This window comes from Alphaproteobacteria bacterium (assembly GCA_026400645.1).
In the GTDB taxonomy this organism is placed as follows: Bacteria; Pseudomonadota; Alphaproteobacteria; order Paracaedibacterales; family CAIULA01; genus JAPLOP01.
In genome coordinates, this window is sequence record JAPLOP010000026.1 from 14593 (window position 1) to 38787 (window position 24195).

Sequence of the window (24195 nt, forward strand, 5' to 3'; positions counted from 1 at the left end):
CCCGGCGACGGGAGACGTTATTTAGGGAGAGAATTCTGTTTTTTTCTTGAACCGAATGCTATTGACCCAGAATGAGCCCCGAAAAGACGAGGTTTTTGGGAATTCTTACGTTGAATTCAGGTTACAATTTGCAGTGTGCAGTTTTTTTATGAAGCGACCTTGTGTATTGTTGTCGCACCATCTGTTGATTGGCTCTACTAAGTGTTGTACAGCTCTCTAAATTTCCATGAAATCCGTGCATTATTGTGTTTTTCAAATATGGCTTTAGGGTTTTCTTTCTTTTAGCATTTACCCTTATATCCGGCTGGATTCTGGTTTATTCAGACCCTACAATAGTCCAGCCCTTTTTTGATGATATCCTGATGTGGCATGCTCATGAAGTGATCTATGGCTTCGTGACGGCTGCAATAACTGTATTTTTTGGATTATTGCTTTTATATTGCATTGCATGGTATAGCTTGTATGCCAATTTTATATTTACCAAAATTGGATCATGAATCACATTTTAAAATCATACAGCAATACTTATGATCTGGTTTTTTATCGCATTAGGTGTTTTCTTGGGGTCTCACCTTATTTCATCTGTTCCACAGTGTCGATCTTTTTTCATAAGTCTTTTGGGGGAAAGAGTCTATCTTGTTTTCTATAGCATATTGTCCCTTGTAACCCTGTGGTGGGTTTTCCATACTGCACGCAACACCTCGATGGATTTTATCCTTTGGCCAAAGGTTTATTGGACCTATTGGGTCACTAACATCACGATGCCTCTTGTTTGTGTTTTGGTGAGCTTGGGGATAAATACACCAAATTCACTATCGATTCTTTGCAAACAGCGCCCCTTTGATCCCGGCAAGCCAAGAGGAATCGTATCCATTACAAGGCATCCTATTTTATGGGCGCTGTTCCTTTGGTCATTTAGTCATATTTTCCCAAATGGGTGTCTGTCCTTGGTTATTGTCTTTGGCATTTTTGCCTTATTCTCTATTTTGGGAATGAAACTTGTTGATCTTCGATTGCAAAAATTATTGGGTCAAGAGCACTGGGAAACGCTCTCAAAAAATACAAGCATATTGCCATTTTGCGCCGTGCTCCGTTCACGCCAAGGCATGAATTGGCAACAGGATGATTTATATAGTGTCATTGTTGGCTTGGGAATTTATTATCTAGTTTTGAATCTCCATGAATATATTATTGGGGTAAACCCCCTTCAGTTTATATTATAGTTTTTGGGAGATTGGAAGGATGGACATAAATCAAATTTTAAATTTACTTGAACGCCCTGTTCCTCGATATACCAGCTATCCGACAGCCAATCATTTTAAAGCAACAACAAAAACCAATTTGCACGAAAAACAACTTGAAAGCGTTGAGGGAGAGGTGTCTCTCTATTTTCATATTCCTTTTTGCCGTTCCTTGTGCACTTACTGTGGTTGCTTCACCCGAATACCCAGTGATTATGAAAAGGTTTTATCTTATGTCGATTCCTTGGTTAACGAGATAAAGCTTGTTGCGCAAAAAGCAGCAAAGCGGATCCGCATTAAACATATTCATTTTGGAGGGGGAACTCCAACATATCTTGCCAAGGACGATTTAACAAAAATATTTTCAGCGATTACACAGTATTTCTCGCTCGATTCAAAAGTGGAAATTGCCGTTGAAATTGATCCACGGACAGTTGAGCATGATATCATAAAGCATCTTAAGGATTTTGGTGTTAATCGTATATCTTTAGGCGTTCAAGATTTCAATGATGATGTTCAAAGAGTCATTAACCGCATTCAGCCTTTTAAAATTATTTCCAAAAGTGTCGAAATAATCCGATCTCTTGGTATTGATGCTATCAATTTTGATTTAATGTATGGTTTACCCCTTCAAACTATCGAGAAAATTCAAAATAATATCAAGTTAGCCCTGTCTCTAGAGCCCAATAGAATTGCTTATTTTGGTTATGCTCATATGCCGCAGATGTACAGTCACCAAAAACCATTAGAACTGCACCATTTGCCAAATGTCAAAGAACGCTATGAACAATTTATCTTTGGTCGCGATATGCTTGTCTCTAAAGGCTATTGCCATTTTGGATTGGATCATTTCGCACAAAAGGATGATCCGCTAACAATGGCTTATGCAGATCGTTCATTGAAAAGAAATTTTCAAGGATATACAACAGATATAGCGCCCACCCTTATTGGTTTTGGTGTGTCAGCTATCAGTTCTTTTAGAGATGGATTTTTCCAAAATAGCCTAAAGATCCTGGATTATAAAAATAAAATCACGAAAGGCCAACTCTCAACGAGTAAGGAATTTATCCTATCAAAAGACGATATCATCAGACAATCCATCATCTCTCAACTCATGTGTTTTGGTAAGGTCAATTTAAAGGAAGTCTGCCCCAACCATTGGGAACAAATATATATAACGGCCAAACAAAATTTGCATATATTTGAGAACCTAACTTTTATTCAAATCTTTGATGATCATACTATTCAAATAACTCCATCGGGCATGCCCTTAATGCGTTTGATTGCAAGTTGCTTTGATGCTCACACCACCTTCAGGTGGACTGATGAATCTCTAATGACCGCTCAAAAACAACACAGCCGAACTTAATGCACGCACGACGGGCAGCATGATGTCCATCACGGGATTAAAGGGGATCCCCATATTTCGCACTATCGCCGACACAAAAAACGTCAGCATCAGAATCATCAAGCCATAGGGTTCTATCTTTGCCAAGCCCATAGCCAGATTCCTGGGCAGCAGACCAACAGCGATACGCCCACCATCCAAGGGTGGGATGGGCAGCAGATTAAACACCGCCAAGAAAAGATTAATATGGAACGAATTTACCAGAATTTCATTGCCCAGTGTATTCGCATCCCCATTGATATGAAGCAAAAGGGCCGAAATCCACGCCAGCATAATGTTCGCACCCGGGCCCGCAAAGGCAACAAGGATCATTCCCAATCGTTTTGGACGAAGGGCTAAAAAATCAACAGGAACAGGTTTGGCCCACCCAAAAAGCATGGGGGCGTGCGTCAAAAAAAGCAAACCCGGCAAAATGACAGTCCCAAACGGATCAACATGACGCAGCGGATTGAAACTGAGGCGCCCTGCCCGCTTTGCTGTGTCATCGCCAAATGCAAACGCCATAGCGCCATGGGCAGCTTCGTGGCTTGTGATCGCAAAAATCAATGCAACCAAATTGGCAAATATTGCCAACAATTCTGGTGATGTCATCGTGATGCTTTCATTTCAGCGGCGTTTCTTACGATTATACAGGAAAGGATTCCCGGAATCGATCAAAAGATTCGCTGGATAATGACCTGGCTGCAGCAGCAATTTCCATCATTTCATCAAGATTCCCATTGCAATGCAATACGGCATCACATCCAGCATTCAGGGCTGATTGGGTTCGTTCCTTGAATGATCCGGACAGGGCCTTCATTGCCAAATCATCGCTGAGCAAAAATCCCTGAAATCCAATAGTCTGACGGATGATGGTGTTGATGATTGTATCAGACAACGTTGCTGGCCGACTGTCACCCAGTGCCGAATACACAACATGCGCTGTCATTCCCCATGGCGTTTTCCCTGTTTGGTTGTTTTCACAAATCAACCGAAAAGCCCGAAAATCCGTTTCGTTCAGTTCTGCCATTTCATTGGTAACGACAGGCAATTCCAGATGACTGTCAACGGGGGCCCGTCCGTGCCCTGGTAAATGCTTGATAACAGGGACGATTCCCTGGCTTTGAAATGCATCGATCATTTTTAAGGATAAATACGCCACAATTTCGGGATCACTGGAAAAGGCACGATCCCCAATAATGGGATCCACATCTTTCGTAAATAATAAATCAACACAAGGCGCGCAATTCACAGTAATTCCCAAATCACGCAATTCGGTGGCGATCAAAACAGCATTTTCAAAAACGCATTCCCCTGCCAGATCGCGCGATTGTTCTGTCATCTTTCCAAAAACAGAGGCTGGCGGCACCCGGCGCCATACAGGTGGTGTCAGGCGCACAACACGGCCGCCCTCTTGGTCAATCAGGATTGGCACATCTTTGTGATGAACTGTATCCTTCAGGGATTGCACAAGATCGCGCACCTGGTCCGGGTTTTTGCAATTTCTGGCAAAAAGAATAAACCCCAGCGGTTGACACGATTTAAAGAAATCGCGTTCTAACGTAGTTAGTGTCAGGCCGCTACAGCCAAAGATGGTGCTGGATCTAATTTTTTCAAGCTCCTTTGTGTTATTCACCACAACCAAGGAAATTAGACCTTGGATCTCCACCAAAATCATAACGGGGGGTCACCACGCGTTTTTTAGATAATTGTTCGCTGGGGAGCGAAACAGGGTCGATGTTTTCGCTATTAATTATTGCGCAAGCGAGTTGCATACTAGCATCATCAGGGCGTTTTCTATCAGCTTCGGCACGTTGTTGTCTGCTAAAATCCAGTACAGAGGTATTTTTTTTAACGCCAGCAGAAGGAGGAGTGGAGGAGGCAAAAAGGGATCCACGAGGACCGGTCCCGCCTACTGGATCGCCGCTCAAGTTTAGCGGTGACAAAACATCACGTTGCGTGTTGAGAGGACTATGGGGCGGCGATGGGCTAAAATTAAAAGAGACCCCGTCAGAAGTAATAAGTAGGCTCCTGTTAAGTTTGATCAAGGTGTGCAGACAATCTACAAGGGGATGACCCTCTGGAAAACAAAGCCTCAACACAGAAAGCAGTGCACTGGCTTGGTCACAGTTGATTTCTTCCTGACATTCAAATAATATTCCACGTGAGGCTTTAGCTGGAGTAACAATTTTATCCGTTAAGTCATCGCCATCACCCAAGAAACCCATATCCATTCCACACCCAGTCACACTTGATAATATTATCATGCTCGCTGCTCGTGTAATAAAATTCATAACGATTTCCCTCTTCTGTTTCTGCTATTCGTATGCATATATCTCTAATGTGGAAACTATATCATCAACACGATAGATATTCCATAAAATTAAAGATAAATGCAACCAAAAAAACTCAAACAGCCATAACTTTTTTCATCGGTAACTTGACCTGAATATGCAATTCCTTCAACCGAGCTTCGTCAATATTGGATGGCGCCCCCATCAACAGATCTTGCGCTTGTTGGTTAAGGGGGAATGCAATCACTTCCCGCAAGTTCGGCTCATCCGCCAACAGCATCACGATCCGATCAATTCCCGGCGCACAGCCCCCATGCGGTGGTGCGCCATATTTAAAGGCATTCAAAAGCCCACCAAAACGCGATTCGACTTCTTCTTGGCTGTACCCAACGATCTCGAACGCTTTATACATAACTTCCGGCAAATGGTTTCGAATAGCACCACTGGACAGCTCAATCCCATTACAAACAATGTCGTATTGAAAGGCTTTAATTGTTAAGGGATCCTGGGTCAAAAGGGCATCCAACCCGCCCTGGGGCATAGAAAACGGATTGTGAGAGAAATCAATTTTGCCGGTGTCCTCCATCAATTCATACATCGGAAAATCAACAACCCAGCAGAATTTAAACGTATTTTGTTCAACCAGATTCAATTCTTGACCAACACGTGTCCGAACAAATCCGGCCAATTTCGCAGCCTTTAATGCCTTGTCACACACAAAGAAAAGCGCATCACCCGCCGTAACGCCGGCGCGGGCTTTAAGTTGTGCGATGTGATCTGGCTCCAGGAATTTGGCGATCGGGCCTTTTGCGCCCCCTTCGGCATCAAATACGATATATCCAAGCCCGGGCATGCCTTGCTCAACGGCCCAGCTGTTCAGTTTTTCGAAAAAGCTGCGAGGTTGTTGTGCGGCACCTGGTGCAGGAATGGCCCTGACGACAGACCCTTTTTCAACGGCGGTCGCAAAAATACCAAAGCTCGACTTTGCAAAAACATCCGACACGTCACAAATCCGCAAGGGGTTCCGAAGGTCTGGTTTATCGCATCCATAGTGGAGCATCGCATCATGATATGTGATTCTAGGATACGGATAAGATCCAACCGTTCGACCGTTTGAAAATTCATCAAACACCCCCGTAACCACAGGTTCGATTGCATTGAAAACGTCTTCTTGTGTTACGAACGACATTTCAAAATCAAGCTGATAAAATTCACCGGGCGACCGGTCTGCACGCGCATCTTCATCCCTAAAACAGGGGGCAATTTGAAAATAGCGATCAAATCCAGCAACCATCAACAACTGCTTAAATTGTTGTGGGGCTTGCGGCAGGGCATAAAAATGCCCCGGATGCATACGGCTGGGCACCAGAAAATCACGCGCCCCTTCAGGGGATGATGATGTCAAAATGGGGGTTTGGAATTCCATAAAATCTTGTGCAATCATACGACGACGAATCGAGGAAATAATCTGAGACCGAAGGATGATGTTCCGGTGAAGCTTTTCCCGGCGAAGGTCCAAAAATCGATATGTCAAACGCGTGTCTTCGGGAAATTCAGCGGCACTATTAACCTGCAGCGGCAGCGTTTCAGCAACGGATTGAACAATGATATCCGAAATCGTAACCTCGATCTCGCCAGTGGCCATTTTTGGATTCAGGGCATCAGCACTTCGTTCCACAACAGTCCCGGTCAGGGTGACAACACTTTCATTCCTAAGGGTTTCTGCAATTTTAAAACTGGGGGAATCCCGTTCCACAACGCACTGCGTAATGCCATAATGATCCCGCAAATCAATAAACACCAAATTACCATGATCCCGTTTGCGATGCACCCATCCGGAAAGTTTAACGATTGATCCGGCATTGGACAGTTGAAGATCACCACATGTGTGAGTACGATAAAGAGCAGACGCTAAAGACATATAAAATCACAAACCCAAATAGTCAAAATATTCTTAATGCTATAGAGCCATAAAATCGATAACATTGTCAAGAAAGCGCACAAATAAAGTCGCACTGATCATGGTTAACGAATAATTTTTATCTATATTTACATTTCCTTAATAATTGCAGCATATTTATTAATATAAGGTAGCTTAAATAGGTAAACACGATGGTTATATTTATGCACTACATACCGAAAACGTTTATTTTTACTTTCTGTGCGATTCTTTTCTTGGCATTTCCTCATCCCTCTGTTGCCGCAGCAGAAGAAAGTGAATTGAATAAACGTCATCGTCAAAAAGGAATGCATTACACGCCGCTGAATTTATTGAATTCAAAAAGCCCTGTACCCCTTCCTGTTGAGGCACAAATCAAGTGGGTTGAGGAACATTTCCAAGAGCTGGATTGCGAACAAAACAGCGAGACTGTTGAGGATTTTTTAAAAGGTTCAAACTGTCCAAGACTTAGGGATCTGCATAACGCTGTATTAAGTGTTTTGAGCACAAAGGCTGCCGACACAAAAAATCCGTTTTTATATAGATTGATCGCATTAAATAGTGTCGATAAAGAAATGAGCCAAATGGCAATAAGTCAGATCAAAGAAATCCGTGATGATCCATCGATCGACAAACAACAACAAAACACAGCCAATCTATACTACCAAGATTGCAGACTAAGGCTAGAAATGGACATGCTTACAAATTATGAAAAAGAGGTTTTTTCTACCTATTTTTTGAATGTCGCCTGTGATAACAACAGAACGACCCATGATCGACTTCTGTCTATCGACGATCTTAGATCGTGTTCAAAAAAACTCAATTACAATGACAATTACCTAGCAGAGTATTGGCCAGAATTCTGGCTAGACCTCACCAAAACCTATCTATCACTACATAATTCAATGAACCCTGATGATGTTCTGTATATGACCAATTTGATTTTAGCAAATACATATGAAGACCTTAGTCTATTGGTGCCGGATGCAGATCAGGACGCCGCCGAACGGGATTACACCAAAGCGCTTTTGGTTATTCGCATGCAGACGGACGGCATCCAACGGGACCGCGCTCGCAATCGATTAAGAGAAATAGGGCATGGCGATGGTTGTTCCAACCGGGATATTCAGAACTGTTGGCGGGCCCTAAAGGGGGCAGATGCTCGTACTGAACGTGTCATACTTCGAAAGCTTCTTGGTCTTTGTGCCAATCCATCCCTGATCCTCCTTGATCACATTAATGCGCTTAATACTATTGTTCAGGGCATTAAAAACCAGGAAATTCTTATTCGATCTGCCGATAGAATCAAATCAATAATTCAACGCTTAAAATGGGATGTGCTAAAAAAAATAGAAAACAGAAAATTGGCAGAAAAAAACGCCGCGGACGAAATAATACGGATGACGGCCCCCAGGAGTATCGTGGCAAAAAAGAAGCAAAGGATGCCTGTGTTGATGGGAGATTGTGAATTGAGAGAGGAAGGGTGGCATAAACTTTTGGAACGGTTAGAAGAAAAACTTTCTAACCGATTGTTGCCATTGGCATCAGCTGTATCCCATCCCCATCCTTAATATCAAACGATTTATTGGGCCGTATTTTTCGAATAATCAACCTTGCTGACCATTTGACCTGTGCTTTTCCCCGCGTCATCATACACAAAAATCGTATTTTCTTTTGTCGTGATGGAAAGGGTCAAAATAAGGCGATCCAACTGTTGTTGGTATTTTTTGATGCGGCAGGTGGCAAATACAATGCTTTGTAGTTTTACCTTTAGGCTTCCTGTGTTTCCCAAGCGAACAACGGTCAGTTCCTTGATGGCCTTACCCGTATTCATCATCGATTCAAGGGCAGCAGCAAAACCATCATTCGGAATAATAAGAACCAAATCCGAATGCTTCAAGGTGGCCGACGTCATCAATTGATTTGACGCATCCCCGGTTGTGTGGCGGGCAGACTCAGAATACCAACCGTAAAGAATAGCATGATCCTCATAATCAGAAACACTAGATTCGAGCTTATCGTCCATTTTCACCATCCATTCGGGTGACTGAACGCCTTCTGAAACACCATCTTCACCGTCCTCCCCTTTAGGGGGCGTGGTTGAATTTGTCACAGCGATTTGGAATTTTGTTTTCCCAGGTATATCAATAATGCTGTAATTTGCGGCCATTTTTTTCCTATCAATCTCGTTTTTCAGAAAACGGTTGTCTGATGTTAAAGTCCTATTCATTGATGGTTTCACTGGACGCACTTTTTTGCAAGACTTTAGCTTAAATTTTTGTTTATTTTTAGGTAATACCACTTTCGCAAAGGATTGTTGAGTTTCAACACACATGTCTTTAGATATCACCACTTTGAAGCATAATTTTTTCGGTAACCTTGTGGTGGAACCAGGTGCGCTGGCGTTTTGCATACTGGCGTGATTTTTGCTGGGCTTTTTCAATGGCATCGCCTAATGACAAATCACCATCCAAATACGCCGAAATCTCAGCCACGCCAATAGCCTTCATGATCAGGCTGTCTTTTGATGGATTCAAACACCGCAGATTTTCAATCTCCTCTATGGCGCCAAGGTCGATCATCATTTGAAAACGGCGGTTAATTCGGTCATACAGGTCCTCTCTGTCCAGATCAATCACATAGTATTTGTGGGAATATTGAGGAAGCGGGGGAACGGCCAGGCCCTGCCAATTCACAATTGATTGCCCCGTATCCAGGATCACCTCTAGTGCCCGGCATAATCTTTGGGGGTCGGATGGTTTTATTTTGTCCTGAATCAAGGGATCAACAGAATACACATAGCTAAAAAAATCATCCCCCAAAACCCGAGAAAGATCCCTAACCTGTTGGCGAATGATCGGATCGATGGGCGGAAAAGGGGAAAGTCCGTTGGTTAGCGCCCGTAAATAAAACCCGGTCCCCCCAACAACGATGGGCATCCGATTGCGATGCAAGCAATCCTTGATCAGCGAACAAACATGCTCTAGCCACGATGCGGCCGAACCTTGATCCTGATGGGATAGAATGCCATATAAATGATGAGGAATTGGATGAGTGTGCGGACGTGCCGTTAAAATAGACAGATCCTGGTATAGCTGCATGCTATCAGCATTAATAATTTCGCCACCAAGTCGGTCGGCGATGTCCAATGCTAGCTGAGATTTACCGCAGGCAGTTGGACCTGCGATGATGATGTAATCCATTTTAACAAAAGTTTAATGGGTATAAATGGTGGGCCCTGAAGGATTCGAACCTTCGACCCCCTGATTAAAAGTCAGATGCTCTACCAACTGAGCTAAGGGCCCTTTTTTTGAGTTGCACTGCTGCAACCACTCAACCTTTGTATACCGTTTTTAGTTTTACGTCAAGCACTCTGCAGTGCAGATTGTTTTAATTTATGCCCATTGCGGATGATTTTTGAAAAACAACCGCAATGGACGTAAACACTAACGCTTCGAGAATTGGAAACGACGACGCGCTTTTGCCAAACCGTATTTCTTGCGTTCAACAACACGACTGTCACGTGTCAGGAATCCACCTTCTTTCAAGGTTCCCCGTAGATCAGGTTCGTACGCGGTCAAAGCACGGCTGATGCCATGGCGAACGGCGCCGGCTTGGCCTGACAGACCACCACCAGTTGCCGTGCACCAAACATCGTATTGTGCCAAACGATTCACAATCTTGAACGGTTGCTGAATAATCATTTGCAACACAGGGCGTGCAAAGTATTCCTCGACAGAACGACCATTGACCAGAATCTTGCCCTTACCAGGCTTAATCCAAACGCGGGCAATAGCATTCTTTCTTTTGCCTGTAGCATAGGACCGACCTTGTGGGTCAATCTTTGGCATTACCGGCCCTTTTTCTGACAAAGCAGAACCATCTTCGCTGATGGAACTTACTTTTGGTGCTTTAACGGCAGACTTTAAATCTTCTAACCCTATTTTATTTGTTGGCACGATTAAACTCTCCGCTTATTTTTTGGGTTTTTACTGGCAACATCAAAAAACTCTGGTTGCTGTGCGCTGTGAGGATGCTCACTACCAGAATAGACTTTCAAATTTTTCATAATTTGACGTCCTAACGGTCCCCTTGGAACCATTCTTTCTATGGCTTTCGTCACAACCCTTTCTGGATATTTACTTTCCAGAATTTGGCGCATTGTTCGTTGTTTAATCCCACCGGCATAGCCTGTATGCCAATAAAATATCTTGTCCTGAAGTTTATTTCCGGTTAGATGGATTTTTTCAGCATTAATGACAACAACATTATCACCGCAATCAACGTGCGGAGTATAACTGGCTTTGTTCTTGCCTCTTAATATATTAGCAATAACAGACGCCATCCGACCCAATACAAGGTCTTGGGCGTCAATAAGGACCCACTTTTTCTTAACATCTTGTGGGCGAATTGAAACGGTACTCATCTTCTTTTCACTCTAAATGTACACTACATTGTTCTTTTTTAGGGCATATACGAAAAAATAGCAACAGAAAAGTCCAGTATTTCCAGGCGTTTTAAGCAAAAAAATGATATGGTACCATAATACCGTATAATGCGGTATTATGGTACCATTACTTTTTAGTGAAATAATTCGATCGCAATAACCCCTATTCCAACCAAAAGACATATCACTAAAACGGCCTTGTTGAACAAGAAAATGGCCGCAGAGTTCCCCGTTTCCTGGCGAATCTTCCAAGCCACAGCCACCGGTAACAAAACCGCCAAAATGCTGAGCGCGATAGCCGCATACCCCAATGCCATTAGAAAACCATTCGGATAAAACAACGCAAAGAATAAAGGCGGCCCAAACGTTAGAACAGATGTCTGAAGGCGTTCACCCGGATGATTGGACCATTTGAACTGTTCTGCGATAAAATCAAATAACCCCATCGATACGCCCAGGAATGACGTTGCTATGGCTAGAAAAGCAAATCCATTAATCAGCAACCCCAACCCAACGCTTCCCGTGGCAACCGTTAAGCTATTAATAAACGATGGCAAATCCTGGGTTGCAGCCAACGCCCCCGTTGTTGTTGGATGTAACGTCCCAAGGGCTGCCAACTGCCACAAGAAATAAATCGCAAAAGGAAAGAAGCTGCCAATGATCATCATCCAACGAAGCTGCCGCGGGTGCGGCCCAACATAATTGATGATACTGGGGATGCTGCCATGGAATCCAAAGGATGTAAAAAAGACAGGAACCGCCAATGATAAATAGGACCAGCTGTGGTCCGGAGTTTGCAAATTTTCCAGGCGAACATGGGGGGCCAAGGACACAATAATAATCACAAAGATAATCATCTTAATGGTGAATAAAATACGATTCACATAATCAACGGCCTTTGTGCAGGCATTAACAAAAAAACCAAAGCAAGCCGTGTACAAACAGGCCAAGATGGAAAACGATATGGTTTTGCCCAATAAATGATCCAAGCTCGATTGAATCAATCCCGTGCCACCGGTAATGTATGCAGCCAAAAGGGCTGATGACAATAAAATTATACTGAATGACGCAACCCATCGCCCGCCGGATCCCAATGTTTTTTCGGCAAGGCCAGCGATGCTGAACCCCTGTTTGAAATGCAGGTTGGCTTCTAATGTTATAAGGGCCGTCAAACACATAAAGGCCCACATGGCAAAAAGCAACAAAATGCTTTTTGAAAATCCAGCCGTCATCGATGTCATGGGCAATGCCAACATCCCAGCCCCAATCGTTGTGCCCGACACAATCAGGGTGCCACCAAAGAAACGATTAAAGGAAAACTGGGAATTCGACATACCGGGTACTCTTTATCAATATAAATGCCTACAAAACCATAGAATAACACAGTGTATCCAGATAATGCATGTCCAAACGCGCACCCTTAACATTTTGCCGCCCGCATTAGAAAAAATCGCTTAATAAACGACATTCTGAAAACAATTCCTAAAACTGTTTGAACTATTGGGGTGGGTTTGCTAGATTACAGATGAGCAGTTTATTGCGGTCGTGGCGGAATGGTAGACGCGCAGCGTTGAGGTCGCTGTAGGGAGACCTGTGGAAGTTCGACTCTTCTCGACCGCACCAATCTGCTGTTTTTATTCATCCTGGGCGCATGCCCAGGTATCAACGTCCGCGTGATGTTTTCTCCGCGAATTCTGTCAATTTCCTGTATTGTTGCAACACCAAATCCTGCGAAATAGACAGGGTCGCATTATTTTCAAGCAGCTTTTGAAGTGTATCGTAAGGATCGTCAATCCCAAGGGCCTGAATGCGCTCAAGGGTGCTTTGTTCCAAAATGCTATTCATTGAATCAGCATCCCTAAGGTTCGCCGCAGGTGCTGCCACTGACGCAACAGCCGACGGATAATCCTGAAGTTGTGCATCACGACAAAGGTCAAATGCCTGGCCAAATAAAGGGTCCGCTGAATTAGTGGCATCCCCCGACAAACACAAACGACATGCGCGGATGGTTTTCTCAAACGCTGGATCTGCTGCATTGATGGGGAATAAAACGGTTTGATGATTTTCATCAATCGTAAAGGGGATGTCCTTGTTCCCCCCAACATAATAACTGATATCAGGGCCAGCGCCCGCCATAACGCCCCCAAGCGTACTTAAGTCCACAACCGCATTACCAAGGGACGCCGCCCCTGCCAAGGTTGTTTCGCCCAAAAACGATTCATTGAGAACAGACGTCAATTCGCCCAAGATTTGCCTGATTTGATTTTTAAACTCACCGTTCGGCATTGGGTTGTTTGATCGAACCCCCTGAATAAGAGAGCTCAGTTTATTATTGATGGTTTCAGCTGACGCCACCTGTTGTGTTGTGTGCTTTTGCATCTCGAGCAAATAGGCATTATCTTGCTTTCTTTGCTGAAGCGTCGCTACCATGGATTCTGCCTTAATGAATGCCTTAACATCCGTTAGATCAGAATATTTTCCCTCTGTCCCGTTTGAATCCATCGATTTACTAAGCTTGTTACCACAAGATTCCAGTCGCACAGTTCGGGCGGAACTAATTTGCTGTGGGGATGTAAAAACACTTGTTATGACGCTCATTATGATAGTTCCAATAATTTCTTGTCCAAATTGTTTAATATCTGCATTGCTGCGATGATAAGATTTTCCGACATGGCCAGATCGGCGCTGTCCTGCAAGACTTGACGCGGATCCACCCCACTGACATCAAATGCCGCACTTGATAACCCCTCGTATGTGTATTGCTCCGCCTCGAACCGTACATGGGTGTCTTTTACAAATGACATCTGAATCGCAATAATGTTGGCGCTGTAATCCAACAAGCTTGTCGTTATTTGGGGCGAACTTACTGTGGCATTAAATGTCAAATCCGTTGCCCGCATTTTATTGGATAGGGCCCCAACAACACTGATATCCCCTGGGGCAATAGCCTGTTGATTGATTGCGGCCACCTCTGACAGCTTTCCAAGCGATATCGTGGCCCCGTTTGAGCTTACAATATCGGGCCGAATCGACAAAGCATTTGAAATGCCAGCTGGGGGCTGCCCTGGCAGAACACCCCCCGTTTGTAAAATGTTATTCAATCCAAAGAAATGGGAGAAATTATAAGCATTTGCCGCATTATAAGGGTTTCCCGCATTCATCATCGCCGGCCCGTTTAGGGACCCAATAGAAACCCCATGGGCTGGATTGGTTGCCGTCAGCTGAAGCTGCCCCGTTGGCGTTAATTGGGCGGTAAATCCGGCATTGGCACCATTAAGTGCAGCCACAAGGCCACCAACTGTAGTAACAGGCCCCAGAGGGTTAGCCAAGTTAATCTGCGCCGCATTGTTGGCCAAATTACCAGTTACAGGATCAATAACTCCCACCCGAATGGTTCCCAAGCCACTAATAACGGTTGCGTTCGTTAATGGACCAGCCGCCCCCGGAACACCGACCGTTCCCGTTAGCACAGTCGGGGGTTGCGTCGATGTTCCCAGGTTGTGAATCGCATTCACTGAATCCCTGAAATTTTTCGTATATTCATCAACCTGAGCCTGTAGCCCCGGCAAAATGGTGTCACGCAATTCCAAAAGCGCCTTTAACTTTCCATCTGATTGCTGAACTTCAGCAGTGATATCCACATTAACCAACCCAAACCCTGAAAGTGTGATGGGAGACAAAACAGAGGCCACATTAACGCTTACTGATTGGACATAGGTTAAACTAGAAGCCTCGTTTCCCTGAACAAGGGGTCGCTCAGCGTCCGTCGCAACCCGTCCATTGGACAATGATTCATAAGGGGTAATGCGGTTGCCCAAAAATCCGCTGAGCTGGTGCACAAGTTGGCGTTTCGTCGATGCCGAACTATCCTCCGACCCCCCCTGCCCCTGGACGATACGTTCGTTCGTGTCCGCCAATTGACCCAGCAACGCGTTCACCGTGCTCACGTCTGCCGACAATTCCTGATCGACCTGGGCACGAAGATCCTGGATTTTGTTTGCAAGGCTGGAAACATCCTGAACATGCCTGTTAAGCGCAGTCATCATATTCAGACGCTGACCACTGGTTGGCTGGGCCGCAAGCGATTGCACCGCATTAGCAAATGCATTACCGGAATGTGCAAACGATGACCCTGACCCCTTTGATCCAAAAAGTGATTCAATGTTTTGGTAAAATTTATCCAGGGCACCAAATTCAGCCACCAACCCATTTTGTTTGCGCACTTGCTCGACAAGGTTTCGATCAACCACCTGGTATGTTTTTGATGTTTGAACCCCGAATGAGTTTCCATTGATGTTAACCTCGTTAACGCTGACTTCTTTGCGTGCATATCCATCAATATCACGAGAGGCCAGATTTTCAGCCAAAACCTCAGCCTTGTGTTGGTTAACTTTCAGCGCTGAATCAAGGATACGTCGCGTATCGAAAATGGCACTCGTCATGGCTTTTTATCCTATTTTTGTCTCATAGCATTTTCAGAAACCATCAGTCGATCCCACAATTTCTGGATGGCCACGTCGGGCTTCACCCTCCTCGCCATGACGTCATGGCGAGCGAGAGAAGCGAGCGTGGCCATCCAGGAAATACGGCTAACCCCACATCGATCAAAGTCTTTTGGAAAAAGCATCATAATGTCCTATTTATACTAATGGCATTCGTGAACAACTTGCCCTTTCTTTGGACCCCTTTAAGGGAATAGGCATGGGGACTTGGATCCTCTGACTGAATAAGAATTTGAACCATTCGATTATTGAACCTTTTTGCATTTTTTAAAGCCATATGGTTATCTGTCATTGTATCACGCAAAATGGTTACCAAATGGTTTATAAGCTCACGATTTGCAAGCTTATTTTCATCACTATATTCTTTTGCAGCCTTGTCGTATTGCAATGCGAAATTCTGTTTAAGGGGGATTATCTTATTAACAGCATCAAAATCGAAAATTTTTAATGCAGCGGTTTCCTGGGCCAAACATTTGGTAAAATCAGCAAGCGCTTGACAAAGCTCCGTATGGCTATCATGCGACAAGGTCATGGGAGGCTCCGATCTTAAAGGGCACTGTGGATGTGGCGGACTGGCGCATCAAAGCATCTTTCACGTTTTTAGCAATCCCAAGCCCCGTGTTGGAACAGGATTGGGCCATAGCGTCGATCCATACGGGTTTCAGAATTTCTGATGTGTGACTATCTCCCCACAGGCTTGACTGTTCCACCCCCTCGAACATTTGCTTGAGGATATGGTTAAAAAACATCCCCTCGAATTCTTGTGCTGCCTTTTCTGCTTGCGCATCATCGGCCGGTTGCTTGATCTGCATAGCGCTAAATACGTTAGTTTGATCACTTATATTAGACGATATCTGCATATAAATCCCTCCAACTTGGATTTGCTGTTTCTATCAATGTTATTTTTCTACTTCGCGAACCGCCCTTAATTTTCTTTTCTCTCGTAATTGCAGATTCCATACATCCATGACTTTCATAATATACCAATATTTTACACGAATACTTTGATGTGAATCCTTTAGTTATTTGGTTTTTGTGTTCGTAAACCCTTTTCACAAGATCAGAAGTTACCCCCGTATAAATTGTTCCATTTTGTTTACTTGCCATCATATAAACCGTCGGTTGTCTCATTTTCTATACCCCAGTTTCTGGATTGCTTCGTCGCTTACGCTCCTCGCAACGACGTCTTTGCGAGAAGGACGAAGTCCGCAACGAAGCAATCCAGCATAACAATTTTTTCTTCATTATTTCTCGTACCCCCCCTAATGAACAATAATTTCGGCCTGCAGAACACCAGCGGCTTTGACACTCAAAAGGATTGCCGTCATATCCCGTGGTGATGCCCCCAGTAAATTCAGCGCATTCACAAATTCCTCTAAATTCGCCCCGGATTCTAGCATCGTGAATTTACCCTTCTCCTCCTTTATGGAAACTTTGGTATTGTCCACAACGACTGTTTGTGCACCCGGGGTCATCTGCGCGGATGGCGCGCTAGAACTGTTCTGCCGTTGCTGAAGCTGAGCCAGTTGCTGTTGTTGGGTTTGATTGAATTGCTGCAGGTCCTGGGCCTGTTTTTGAGCAAATTGGTTCATCAACTGTGCATTCGTACCATTGGTAAGCGTATAGGCAGCCAACTGCGCTGCTTGTTGTGCGTTAAATGAGGCTAGCGCAGCTGCCTGTTGCGCCGTTAACGCATTAATCTGGTCGGTCAGATTATTCCCCGGTGCTGCCGCCGCCTGATTCCCAACAATGGTTGTATTGCCCGCAGTTGGCCCAAAACCTGACCCCGAATTCGGTTGTGAAACCTGCGGAGCCTCCACAATGCGAACGGTGATCGATCCATGCGTCAGGGCAATGGGGCTGATTTTCACATTGGATGTCACAACAACAACGCCATTTTGATCGTCGATGATAACCTTTGCCCCCTGGTCGGGCTCCACCATTAATTGTTCAATTTCCGTCATCAGTCCAACGGCATTTTTGTGATCCTTCGGAGAGATAGCAACCTGAATCGTACTGGAATCGATGGCCTTTGCCACCGCTTTTTTAAAATACTGGTTGATAGAATCACCCACACGCTGGGCCGTTGTGAAATCAGGATTATTAAGCGTCAACTGCAATGATTTAAGTTGGGCCAATTCAAACCCGATTTCTTTTTCAACGATCCCACCATTGGCAATCTTGCCCGATGTTGGGACCCCCTTGGTCATTGATGCGGCTTTTCCTTGAGCACTAAACCCAGATACCGCAACGGGCCCTTGGGCGACGGAATAAACCTCCCCATCCGCACCCAAAAGCGGCGTCACAAGCAGGGTCCCGCCCTTTAAATCTTTCGCATCGCCAAGGGCCGATACTGTAACATCGATCTTTGATCCCTGGCGTGCAAAGGGGGGAAGCGTTGCCGTCACCATAACGGCCGCCACATTTTTACCGGATGGGGTCGATCCATCGCGTATGTTCACACCCAATCGTTCCAGCATGCTGGTCAGACTTTCTTTCGTATAGGGAGCGCTGGATAACGTGTCACCACTGCCGTTCAGGCCAACGACAAGGCCATAACCGACCAACGGGTTATCGCGGATACCCTCGAATCGGGTGATATCCTTTAGGCGGACATGTGGAATAGACCCCGTAAACGCAGGATTTCTGATAATCGTTTCATGTGTAATTTCATTTTTATCTGTTTGGCTATCCGTTGAGGCGCCCGCATTCGGGGCGCCAAGGCCTAGGACCGCAAAAAATGAAAAGAGTATAATATGGATCATCATGGTGAATTTCTTTTTTCCCTTTATGAAAGAGAAAGCAAGAATCATGCCAAGATGATTTAGGTTCCATAACGCCAGCAGATTATGATACAACCCAACTATCCTCATTAAAATAATGTCTTTTGAATGTTTGATTTTAGCTATTCCCCAACCCCTTATTCACGCGCGCGCATCGGGAAAATAACGACACCACATGGCGTGATTGAAACCCCAGCGTTCATCTTTTGTGCCACAAAGGCGGCGATGAAAAGCCTGAGCATGAACGATATGCGTGCTGCCGGGACGCAAGTTATTTTATCCAACACCTATCACCTGTTGTTGCAACCTGGGCCGGATGTCGTTCAAGCGATGGGGGGGCTTCAGAAGTTTACCGGATGGGGCGGCCCGATGCTAACCGATTCTGGTGGATTTCAGATATTCAGCCTGGGCCATGGATCGGTTGCGGCCGAAATCAAGGGTAAGCGATTATCAGGGCGCCAACAGACCCTGCTGCGGGTAACGGAAACGGGTGCCCGGTTTCGGTCCTATATCGATGGCAGAGAACATCTTTTAACGCCAGAATCATCCATTCAAATCCAACGGGGCCTTGGGGCCGACCTTGTTGTTGTTCTGGATGAATGCACCCCCTACCATGTTGATAAACAATATACGGCAGAATCCACGCGGATGAGCCACCGGTGGGCCCGTCGCAGTCTGGAAGAATTTCAAAAACATGACGATGGTCGGCAATCCCTGTACGGAATTGTACAGGGAGGGGTCTATCCAGACCTCCGAAAGGAAAGTTGTGATTTCATTAACAGCCAGCCGTTCTTTGGACAGGCCGTTGGGGGGTCGTTGGGCGCGGACAAAAATCAAATGCAGGATATTGTTGGGCTTGCCATGGATCACCTAAACCTTGATCGTCCGACGCATTTATTGGGAATTGGAGGTATCAGCGATATTTTCTCGGGTGTTCGGCAAGGGATCGATACGTTTGACTGCGTCCATCCAACCAGGCTTGCGCGCCATGGCGGGGCGTTGGTTCGCCCGGTGCATAACTCTACCAAGGGGCGTGAATTTATTAATCTGCGAAACAGTCAATATCGATTGGATGGGACCCCGCTTGAACCCGATTGTCCGTGCACAACGTGTAAAACATATTCGCGTGCGTACATCCATCACCTGCTAAAGGCGCAGGAATTGCTGGCCTATACATTGGTATCTATTCATAACGTGACATTCATGAATCGTTTAATGACGGCAATCCGGGGCGCCCTGGTGACAGGAACATTCGATCAAGAAGAAAAAGCATGGGTGAGTCGTGATTCTATTTAGAATCTGTCCCCAAACCCCACATCATACAAGATCATCCCCCGTCACCCCGTGGCTTGACCACGGGGTGACGGGGGAATTCTTATAAATCGACAAGAAAAAGACAGCCATATCACTCGGATTTCTGCAGTATTCAGAGTTTTAGGGACGCTTACGTCGCACTAGTAGCAGCAATTGTGTTTAGCTCGATCGATTGCGGCAAATCAACCGTGGCGGTAACAGACGTCACAGCTGATGCAACAACATTATCGGGACTTGGTTGCACAACCTCAACGATTCGACCTCCCTCCTTTGCTGCCTTTAAAAGCGGAGAGTTATCCCCAGACGATAAAATTCCCTTCAGAAATTTGACAAATTCCGCACTATAGTCTTCCTTGGACATATCTTCGGTGATAGGAAAGCCATTCTCTAGATAATATTGACTTGAAACCTTAAAACGCGCCACTTGAGAAGCATTGTAAATCAGTCCCAATTTAGATGTTATGCCCAAAATAGATCTGTCTTGTCTGTGGTAAGGATAGATGGCGTGCATAATCCCCTCTGCCCAACGCATTTGGCTTTTCAAAGTCTCTATTTTCTTAGATAAATTGACTTGCGTATTTTTATATTGATCCAGAATGGCCTTGTTTTTTTCATCAGGCTGCGGAAAAATACCCGAAAGTGATCTTGTGGCCTCTAGGACTGTCGATCGATTGTAGTGAATAAAATCATACGATATCTTCATATCAATAACGGCATTTTGTAGCAATGCCTTATAAAAAGCAGCGCTGGTTTCCACGGTTTCAATTTGCTGGTTTAACAGAGACCCCAGACCATCAACACTATGTTTTGATTGTTCGGATATCAGGGATTCTTTTTCTTTGTCCTTTGCCTGAATCTTTAAATGAAATGCATCAATCACAGTTATGATTTTGTCCTCTGATTTTCTGCGCCATTCTTTTTGGGCATCCCCTAGCAGCTGAATCCACTTATCCTCAGGATACTTCGCTCTGTTTTCTGATGCCGCCTGAAGCTCATCATTAATAAAGGGTTCATAAAATTTATCCATAACCAGGGAAAATATAGGATTCAGTTCTCCATCAAAAACTTTTGAATGGGGCTTTATGGAAATTTCTTTCGACAAACCAAATGATGTTGCGGATAGCTGTCTGGGCGCCTCTATGCTTTGATAGGAAGCCCCCAATGTTTCCGTCACAAGCTGATCTAGCGATTTTTGAACCAACTCCTCCTTTTGTTTAACATCAACATCACTTATTACCGCAGCACTTTTGCTTTCCTCCTCCAGAACGACGGACGTCAAAATAGCAGCAGGCAGCGAAAGCGGCATCATTTGCTGAAGGGATGAGGATGAGCTTGCGGCCGGATCCGTCACATCACTTGAAGGCAAAGTAGCGGCCTCCAACACCGGGGATGCCAACAACGACATAAATGGAAGCAGCGCCATGGAAAGACCCGGATTCGCTAGGATATTTTTAAAAAACGCAGAATGGTGTCCAGGTTTTAGCACCAGACCAACAGCATTAGGCCCCTTGTACCCACTTAAAGATTCAGGCCCGGATAGTGTATCATGATGCGAGGAAATCGAAGATTGTTGGGGGACAGGATCGGATTGATCCGACACACCCTGATTTTGTAGAACAGCAGAGGTACTGGCTCTTGCCAAGGCTCTCAGTCTTGCTCTTCGTTTCTTGCCGTTTTCACTGTCTCCCGTGACAGGAAGATGAGATGCAGCCATGGCCATATCGATCAATGATGACGCAGATAATCCAACAGTGGATACCAGAATAAGGGGGAGAAATTTACGCATATGCAGACCTCTTTCTTTAAAAAATTCGTATGCTTGTTGAGTAATGTTGATTGAGAACAAGCGCCTCATAATCATAGTATGAAACAAAAAATTAACGAATGTCTTAATAAAAGAATTAAAAAACAAAAAATATCCTCATTTTAATTGATCAGCAGCATAAACCCCCGCCCCCGTCAAACCATCAAGATCATCCGGATGGCCAAGCTGAATCATGTCCTGCCACCGATGTCCCGTATTCCAGGATGACGATTCAACCACATCGATCAAAAGCTGCCGGTAAGGTTCGCCCAATGCCTTTGCAAACCCGCCGATAATAACAAAGGAATCAATCCCGATCGCAAGATGAATCAACGCCATTTGACGACCAAGCCATTTTGTGCCCATTTTAACAACAGACAACGTCCAGGGATCCTGAGCATGAAACGCCTTGGCCAGTAAAAATGTATCTAGGGCACCAATACCCTTTTGTGGCAATAACTGAAACAGATACGATGATTCAAAATTTGCCCAGTCCCGCAATGCCGTATCCTTTGCCAGGGCTAAAACCCCGCGCCCTGATGCCATCGCATTCAAATGCCCCCGCCCCCCGCAATCACATAACGGGGCATCCGGTGAATCATCGGCCTGAAAATGACCAATCTCACCCCCGTAACCGGAACCAATCAGCGGTTTTCCATCGATGAAAATCTTACTGCCAATGCCTGAGCTAACCGTTATGATACACAGATTTTGCCGTTCGGAGGTGACGTATCGATAACCGGCCGCCGTCACATCATTCAAGACAAACATGGGAACCGAATCCCAAAAATTTTCCCTTAACAGTTGCGTTGCATTATGAACAGGAAGCTTTTCCCCAAAAAGGGATGGCGCCGCCAGAATCGATCCATCCCTGGTAACCGGACCGGGAAAAGCCAGGCAAACTGCCCTTGGGGGTTTCAGAAACAGATCCTGCCCCAACGTTCGCAAATTTTGGCACAGTTTTTCAAGGGCGACCAATGCACCGCCAGAATTGACATAAGTGGGGCTGGTTATTTTCCTTTCGGCCACAATCTTTCCTGACGTTGAACAATAGCGCGCACCCCTTAAATGTGTCCCGCCAATATCAAATGTTAAAAACATCAATGCCCCTTTTGCGTCTATAGGTTTGTCTCATGTATCATTGTAGCTTTCAAACTTTTAATATAGAGTAAATAGGAACATCTATTTTTAAGCTCCTGAAAAGAGAGATACACATGGACCATAAACCGGACACTTGGTATGGAACAACAATCGTTTCCATTCGTAAAAATAATAAAGTCGTCATCGGCGGAGACGGCCAAGTCACGCTGGGGTCTCAGGTTATTAAATCCAAAGCCCTGAAAGTCAGGCGAATTTGTAATGGCAATGTCATTGTTGGCTTTGCTGGTGCCACCGCAGATGCGTTTGCTTTGCTGGAACGATTGGAATCAAAGCTGGAAAAATATCCATCCCAATTGGCCCGAGCATGCGTTGACATGGCAAAGGATTGGCGAACGGATCGGTACCTTAGAAAGCTTGAGGCCATGATGATTGTGGCTGATAAAAGTGTGTCTTTAGTTTTGACAGGAAATGGGGATGTTTTGGACCCTGAGGACGGCATTGCCGCAATTGGATCCGGCGGGGGATTTGCCCTGGCTGCAGCACGCGCATTATCCCAAACAAATTCGGAAATGGATGCGGCAGAAATCGCACAAAAATCCTTGGAAATCGCAGCGGATATTTGTATTTATACAAACAAAAATATTATTTTAGAAACCATTGAATTTTAAAAGATTGGGGCCATTTCATGACATCTTTAACACCACGGGAAATCGTTATCGAACTGGATCGCCACATCGTTGGCCAAACGGATGCAAAGCGGGCTGTTGCCGTGGCTTTGCGCAATCGTTGGCGTCGACTACAGCTGTCAGATGAGCTCCGCGAAGAAGTTTTACCAAAAAACATCTTGATGATTGGACCAACCGGCGTCGGTAAAACAGAAATCGCCCGGCGGCTAGCTAAGTTGGCTCAGGCCCCCTTTATCAAGGTGGAAGCCACTAAATTTACCGAAATTGGCTATGTGGGTCGAGATGTTGAACAAATCATTCGGGACCTGATGGAAATTTCCATTCACATGACCCGCACGCGATTGCGCGAAGAGGTTGCAGCAAAAGCAGCAACAAATGCCGAAGAACGCGTATTGGATGCATTGGTTGGTGAATCAGCCAGCCCCGAAACACGCCAAAAGTTCAGGCGTATGCTGCACGATGGGCAGCTTGATGACAAGGATGTCGAAATACAAGTTTCGGACAATCCATCATTATCCATGCCAACTGTTGATGTGCCCGGTGTTCCAGGGGCCCAAATGGGCATGTTGAACCTTGGGGAAATGTTTGGAAAAGCCTTTGGCGGCGCTAAAACAAAAACCCGAAAATTAACCGTGAAAGAAGCCCAAGGCGCCCTAATTGCCGAGGAGAGCGATAAATTATTGGATCAAGAACGAAT

23 protein-coding genes, 2 tRNA genes and 1 pseudogene are annotated in these 24195 nt (G+C 45.1%); 7 read left to right on the top strand and 19 right to left on the bottom strand.

Annotated elements, in window-relative coordinates; genetic code table 11:
• The first annotated feature begins 527 nt into the window (after positions 1 to 527).
• Positions 528 to 1223, top strand: a complete 696-nt coding sequence (locus tag NTX76_04005; protein MCX7338427.1) for an NnrU family protein — start codon at positions 528 to 530, stop codon at positions 1221 to 1223.
• 19 nt (positions 1224 to 1242) lie between these two features.
• Positions 1243 to 2610, top strand: coding sequence for an oxygen-independent coproporphyrinogen III oxidase (gene hemN / locus NTX76_04010; protein ID MCX7338428.1), 1368 nt, complete (start codon positions 1243 to 1245; stop codon positions 2608 to 2610).
• Here the strand turns inward: hemN and NTX76_04015 are convergent.
• From NTX76_04015 to aspS, 4 genes are all read right to left on the bottom strand, one after another.
• Positions 2575 to 3240 (bottom strand): site-2 protease family protein, encoded by a 666-nt coding sequence (locus NTX76_04015; GenBank protein MCX7338429.1) that lies wholly within the window; start codon positions 3238 to 3240, stop codon positions 2575 to 2577. The genes hemN and NTX76_04015 overlap by 36 nt on opposite strands.
• Positions 3241 to 3274: 34 nt before the next feature.
• Positions 3275 to 4297, bottom strand: a complete 1023-nt coding sequence (gene nagZ / locus NTX76_04020; GenBank protein MCX7338430.1) for a beta-N-acetylhexosaminidase — start codon at positions 4295 to 4297, stop codon at positions 3275 to 3277.
• Complete coding sequence (locus tag NTX76_04025) at positions 4257 to 4922, bottom strand: hypothetical protein (GenBank protein MCX7338431.1); 666 nt, start codon at positions 4920 to 4922, stop codon at positions 4257 to 4259. The genes nagZ and NTX76_04025 overlap by 41 nt, the downstream gene beginning before the upstream one ends.
• 115 nt (positions 4923 to 5037) lie before the next feature.
• The gene (aspS, locus tag NTX76_04030) at positions 5038 to 6843 is read right to left on the bottom strand and encodes an aspartate--tRNA ligase (GenBank protein MCX7338432.1); all 1806 of its coding nucleotides are present in this window, start codon (positions 6841 to 6843) and stop codon (positions 5038 to 5040) included.
• Between the two features lie 203 nt (positions 6844 to 7046).
• Here aspS and NTX76_04035 point away from each other — a divergent pair, with 203 nt between their 5' ends.
• On the top strand, positions 7047 to 8432 hold the full coding sequence (locus tag NTX76_04035) for a hypothetical protein (GenBank protein MCX7338433.1): 1386 nt from the start codon (positions 7047 to 7049) through the stop codon (positions 8430 to 8432).
• An 11-nt stretch (positions 8433 to 8443) separates the two neighbouring features.
• Here NTX76_04035 and NTX76_04040 read toward each other — a convergent pair whose 3' ends face one another.
• The 6 genes from NTX76_04040 to NTX76_04065 form a co-directional block, all read right to left on the bottom strand.
• Positions 8444 to 9091: a hypothetical protein gene (locus NTX76_04040; protein ID MCX7338434.1), complete on the bottom strand. Its 648-nt coding sequence runs from the start codon at positions 9089 to 9091 to the stop codon at positions 8444 to 8446.
• 109 nt (positions 9092 to 9200) lie between these two features.
• Complete coding sequence (miaA, locus tag NTX76_04045; protein MCX7338435.1) at positions 9201 to 10064, bottom strand: tRNA (adenosine(37)-N6)-dimethylallyltransferase MiaA; 864 nt, start codon at positions 10062 to 10064, stop codon at positions 9201 to 9203.
• Positions 10065 to 10090: 26 nt separating this feature from the next.
• Positions 10091 to 10166, bottom strand: a tRNA-Lys gene (locus NTX76_04050).
• 141 nt (positions 10167 to 10307) lie between these two features.
• On the bottom strand, positions 10308 to 10754 hold the full coding sequence (gene rpsI, locus NTX76_04055; protein ID MCX7338436.1) for a 30S ribosomal protein S9: 447 nt from the start codon (positions 10752 to 10754) through the stop codon (positions 10308 to 10310).
• A 68-nt stretch (positions 10755 to 10822) separates the two neighbouring features.
• Positions 10823 to 11287 carry a 50S ribosomal protein L13 gene (rplM, locus tag NTX76_04060; GenBank protein ID MCX7338437.1) on the bottom strand — a complete coding sequence of 155 codons (465 nt, stop codon included), beginning with the start codon at positions 11285 to 11287 and terminating at the stop codon, positions 10823 to 10825.
• A 155-nt stretch (positions 11288 to 11442) separates the two neighbouring features.
• Positions 11443 to 12642 carry a hypothetical protein gene (locus NTX76_04065; GenBank protein ID MCX7338438.1) on the bottom strand — a complete coding sequence of 400 codons (1200 nt, stop codon included), beginning with the start codon at positions 12640 to 12642 and terminating at the stop codon, positions 11443 to 11445.
• A 205-nt stretch (positions 12643 to 12847) separates the two neighbouring features.
• On the opposite strand from NTX76_04065, the gene NTX76_04070 reads away from it, so the two are divergent.
• Positions 12848 to 12931, top strand: a tRNA-Leu gene (locus tag NTX76_04070).
• 39 nt (positions 12932 to 12970) lie between these two features.
• On the opposite strand, the gene NTX76_04075 is transcribed toward NTX76_04070, so the two are convergent.
• The 7 genes and pseudogenes from NTX76_04075 to NTX76_04105 form a co-directional block, all read right to left on the bottom strand.
• Positions 12971 to 13906 carry a hypothetical protein gene (locus tag NTX76_04075; GenBank protein ID MCX7338439.1) on the bottom strand — a complete coding sequence of 312 codons (936 nt, stop codon included), beginning with the start codon at positions 13904 to 13906 and terminating at the stop codon, positions 12971 to 12973.
• Positions 13906 to 15750, bottom strand: coding sequence for a hypothetical protein (locus NTX76_04080; protein ID MCX7338440.1), 1845 nt, complete (start codon positions 15748 to 15750; stop codon positions 13906 to 13908). The genes NTX76_04075 and NTX76_04080 overlap by 1 nt, the downstream gene beginning before the upstream one ends.
• A gap of 184 nt (positions 15751 to 15934) precedes the next feature.
• Positions 15935 to 16342: a hypothetical protein gene (locus NTX76_04085; GenBank protein MCX7338441.1), complete on the bottom strand. Its 408-nt coding sequence runs from the start codon at positions 16340 to 16342 to the stop codon at positions 15935 to 15937.
• A complete protein-coding gene (locus NTX76_04090) occupies positions 16326 to 16670 on the bottom strand; it encodes a hypothetical protein (GenBank protein ID MCX7338442.1) in 345 nt (114 codons plus the stop codon). The genes NTX76_04085 and NTX76_04090 overlap by 17 nt, the downstream gene beginning before the upstream one ends.
• Complete coding sequence (locus NTX76_04095; GenBank protein ID MCX7338443.1) at positions 16654 to 16941, bottom strand: GIY-YIG nuclease family protein; 288 nt, start codon at positions 16939 to 16941, stop codon at positions 16654 to 16656. The genes NTX76_04090 and NTX76_04095 overlap by 17 nt, the downstream gene beginning before the upstream one ends.
• Before the next feature lie 131 nt (positions 16942 to 17072).
• Entirely contained in the window at positions 17073 to 17402 is a 330-nt protein-coding gene (locus NTX76_04100) for a flagellar basal body P-ring protein FlgI (protein MCX7338444.1), read from the bottom strand.
• Positions 17403 to 17549: 147 nt separating this feature from the next.
• Positions 17550 to 18479, bottom strand: a pseudogene (locus NTX76_04105) (flagellar basal body P-ring protein FlgI).
• A gap of 222 nt (positions 18480 to 18701) precedes the next feature.
• On the opposite strand from NTX76_04105, the gene tgt reads away from it, so the two are divergent.
• Entirely contained in the window at positions 18702 to 19889 is a 1188-nt protein-coding gene (tgt, locus tag NTX76_04110; GenBank protein MCX7338445.1) for a tRNA guanosine(34) transglycosylase Tgt, read from the top strand.
• A 148-nt stretch (positions 19890 to 20037) separates the two neighbouring features.
• On the opposite strand, the gene NTX76_04115 is transcribed toward tgt, so the two are convergent.
• Together NTX76_04115 and NTX76_04120 are read right to left on the bottom strand one after the other, a co-directional pair.
• Positions 20038 to 21693 carry a hypothetical protein gene (locus tag NTX76_04115; GenBank protein ID MCX7338446.1) on the bottom strand — a complete coding sequence of 552 codons (1656 nt, stop codon included), beginning with the start codon at positions 21691 to 21693 and terminating at the stop codon, positions 20038 to 20040.
• A 135-nt stretch (positions 21694 to 21828) separates the two neighbouring features.
• Positions 21829 to 22812 carry an ROK family protein gene (locus NTX76_04120; protein MCX7338447.1) on the bottom strand — a complete coding sequence of 328 codons (984 nt, stop codon included), beginning with the start codon at positions 22810 to 22812 and terminating at the stop codon, positions 21829 to 21831.
• A gap of 113 nt (positions 22813 to 22925) precedes the next feature.
• Here NTX76_04120 and hslV point away from each other — a divergent pair, with 113 nt between their 5' ends.
• Together hslV and NTX76_04130 are read left to right on the top strand one after the other, a co-directional pair.
• Entirely contained in the window at positions 22926 to 23480 is a 555-nt protein-coding gene (gene hslV, locus NTX76_04125) for an ATP-dependent protease subunit HslV (GenBank protein ID MCX7338448.1), read from the top strand.
• Positions 23481 to 23497: 17 nt separating this feature from the next.
• A partial coding sequence (locus NTX76_04130; GenBank protein ID MCX7338449.1) for an AAA family ATPase occupies positions 23498 to 24195 on the top strand: 698 nt, incomplete at its 3' end.

What these genes read in the sequence shown, in the direction of transcription:
- NTX76_04005 (MCX7338427.1), top strand. Translation starts at nt 528, where the DNA reads ATGATCTGGTTTTTTATCGCATTAGGTGTTTTCTTGGGGTCTCACCTT.
- hemN (MCX7338428.1), top strand. Translation starts at nt 1,243, where the DNA reads ATGGACATAAATCAAATTTTAAATTTACTTGAACGCCCTGTTCCTCGA.
- NTX76_04015 (MCX7338429.1), bottom strand. Translation starts at nt 3,240, where the DNA reads ATGACATCACCAGAATTGTTGGCAATATTTGCCAATTTGGTTGCATTG.
- NTX76_04025 (MCX7338431.1), bottom strand. Translation starts at nt 4,922, where the DNA reads ATGAATTTTATTACACGAGCAGCGAGCATGATAATATTATCAAGTGTG.
- aspS (MCX7338432.1), bottom strand. Translation starts at nt 6,843, where the DNA reads ATGTCTTTAGCGTCTGCTCTTTATCGTACTCACACATGTGGTGATCTT.
- NTX76_04035 (MCX7338433.1), top strand. Translation starts at nt 7,047, where the DNA reads ATGCACTACATACCGAAAACGTTTATTTTTACTTTCTGTGCGATTCTT.
- NTX76_04040 (MCX7338434.1), bottom strand. Translation starts at nt 9,091, where the DNA reads ATGAATAGGACTTTAACATCAGACAACCGTTTTCTGAAAAACGAGATT.
- miaA (MCX7338435.1), bottom strand. Translation starts at nt 10,064, where the DNA reads ATGGATTACATCATCATCGCAGGTCCAACTGCCTGCGGTAAATCTCAG.
- rplM (MCX7338437.1), bottom strand. Translation starts at nt 11,287, where the DNA reads ATGAGTACCGTTTCAATTCGCCCACAAGATGTTAAGAAAAAGTGGGTC.
- NTX76_04065 (MCX7338438.1), bottom strand. Translation starts at nt 12,642, where the DNA reads ATGTCGAATTCCCAGTTTTCCTTTAATCGTTTCTTTGGTGGCACCCTG.
- NTX76_04075 (MCX7338439.1), bottom strand. Translation starts at nt 13,906, where the DNA reads ATGAGCGTCATAACAAGTGTTTTTACATCCCCACAGCAAATTAGTTCC.
- NTX76_04080 (MCX7338440.1), bottom strand. Translation starts at nt 15,750, where the DNA reads ATGACGAGTGCCATTTTCGATACGCGACGTATCCTTGATTCAGCGCTG.
- NTX76_04085 (MCX7338441.1), bottom strand. Translation starts at nt 16,342, where the DNA reads ATGACCTTGTCGCATGATAGCCATACGGAGCTTTGTCAAGCGCTTGCT.
- NTX76_04090 (MCX7338442.1), bottom strand. Translation starts at nt 16,670, where the DNA reads ATGCAGATATCGTCTAATATAAGTGATCAAACTAACGTATTTAGCGCT.
- NTX76_04095 (MCX7338443.1), bottom strand. Translation starts at nt 16,941, where the DNA reads ATGAGACAACCGACGGTTTATATGATGGCAAGTAAACAAAATGGAACA.
- NTX76_04100 (MCX7338444.1), bottom strand. Translation starts at nt 17,402, where the DNA reads ATGAACCAATTTGCTCAAAAACAGGCCCAGGACCTGCAGCAATTCAAT.
- tgt (MCX7338445.1), top strand. Translation starts at nt 18,702, where the DNA reads ATGTTTGATTTTAGCTATTCCCCAACCCCTTATTCACGCGCGCGCATC.
- NTX76_04115 (MCX7338446.1), bottom strand. Translation starts at nt 21,693, where the DNA reads ATGCGTAAATTTCTCCCCCTTATTCTGGTATCCACTGTTGGATTATCT.
- NTX76_04120 (MCX7338447.1), bottom strand. Translation starts at nt 22,812, where the DNA reads ATGTTTTTAACATTTGATATTGGCGGGACACATTTAAGGGGTGCGCGC.
- hslV (MCX7338448.1), top strand. Translation starts at nt 22,926, where the DNA reads ATGGACCATAAACCGGACACTTGGTATGGAACAACAATCGTTTCCATT.